General features: G+C 72.3%; 1 pseudogene. It reads right to left on the reverse strand.

Going from position 1 to position 336, the window contains the following annotated elements:
* A pseudogene (locus EP237_RS23285) lies at nt 1–336 on the reverse strand (hypothetical protein); the annotation flags it as partial.

Below are 336 nucleotides of genomic sequence, written 5' to 3' on the forward strand. Positions count from 1 at the left end.
CCGCGGCCTTCGCGATCCGCGCGGCCTCCTCTCTCGCCGCTTCAACCTTCCGCTCAGCCTCCTTCCGAGCTTCCTCTGCCTCCAGTTTCGCCCGCCGCGCAACCTCGGCCTGCGCATCCGCGCGGGCCCGGTCGCGTTGAGCGACAGCGACCTGCCGGTCGGCCTCGGCCTTCCGAGCCTTAGCCTCTGCGATCGCGCGCTTACGCGACTTCTTCACCACGGATTTCGCCAGCGCCACTCCATCCGCGACCGTCGCCTCGGCCTCGGCGCGGCTCGCCTCCCGGATCCGGTCCCGGTCCGCCAGCGCAAGGCGCCGCTGTTCCCGGCGCCAGTCAG

The sequence above is a fragment of the Nioella ostreopsis genome (genome assembly GCF_004000255.1).
Classification (GTDB): Bacteria; Pseudomonadota; Alphaproteobacteria; order Rhodobacterales; family Rhodobacteraceae; genus Nioella; species Nioella ostreopsis.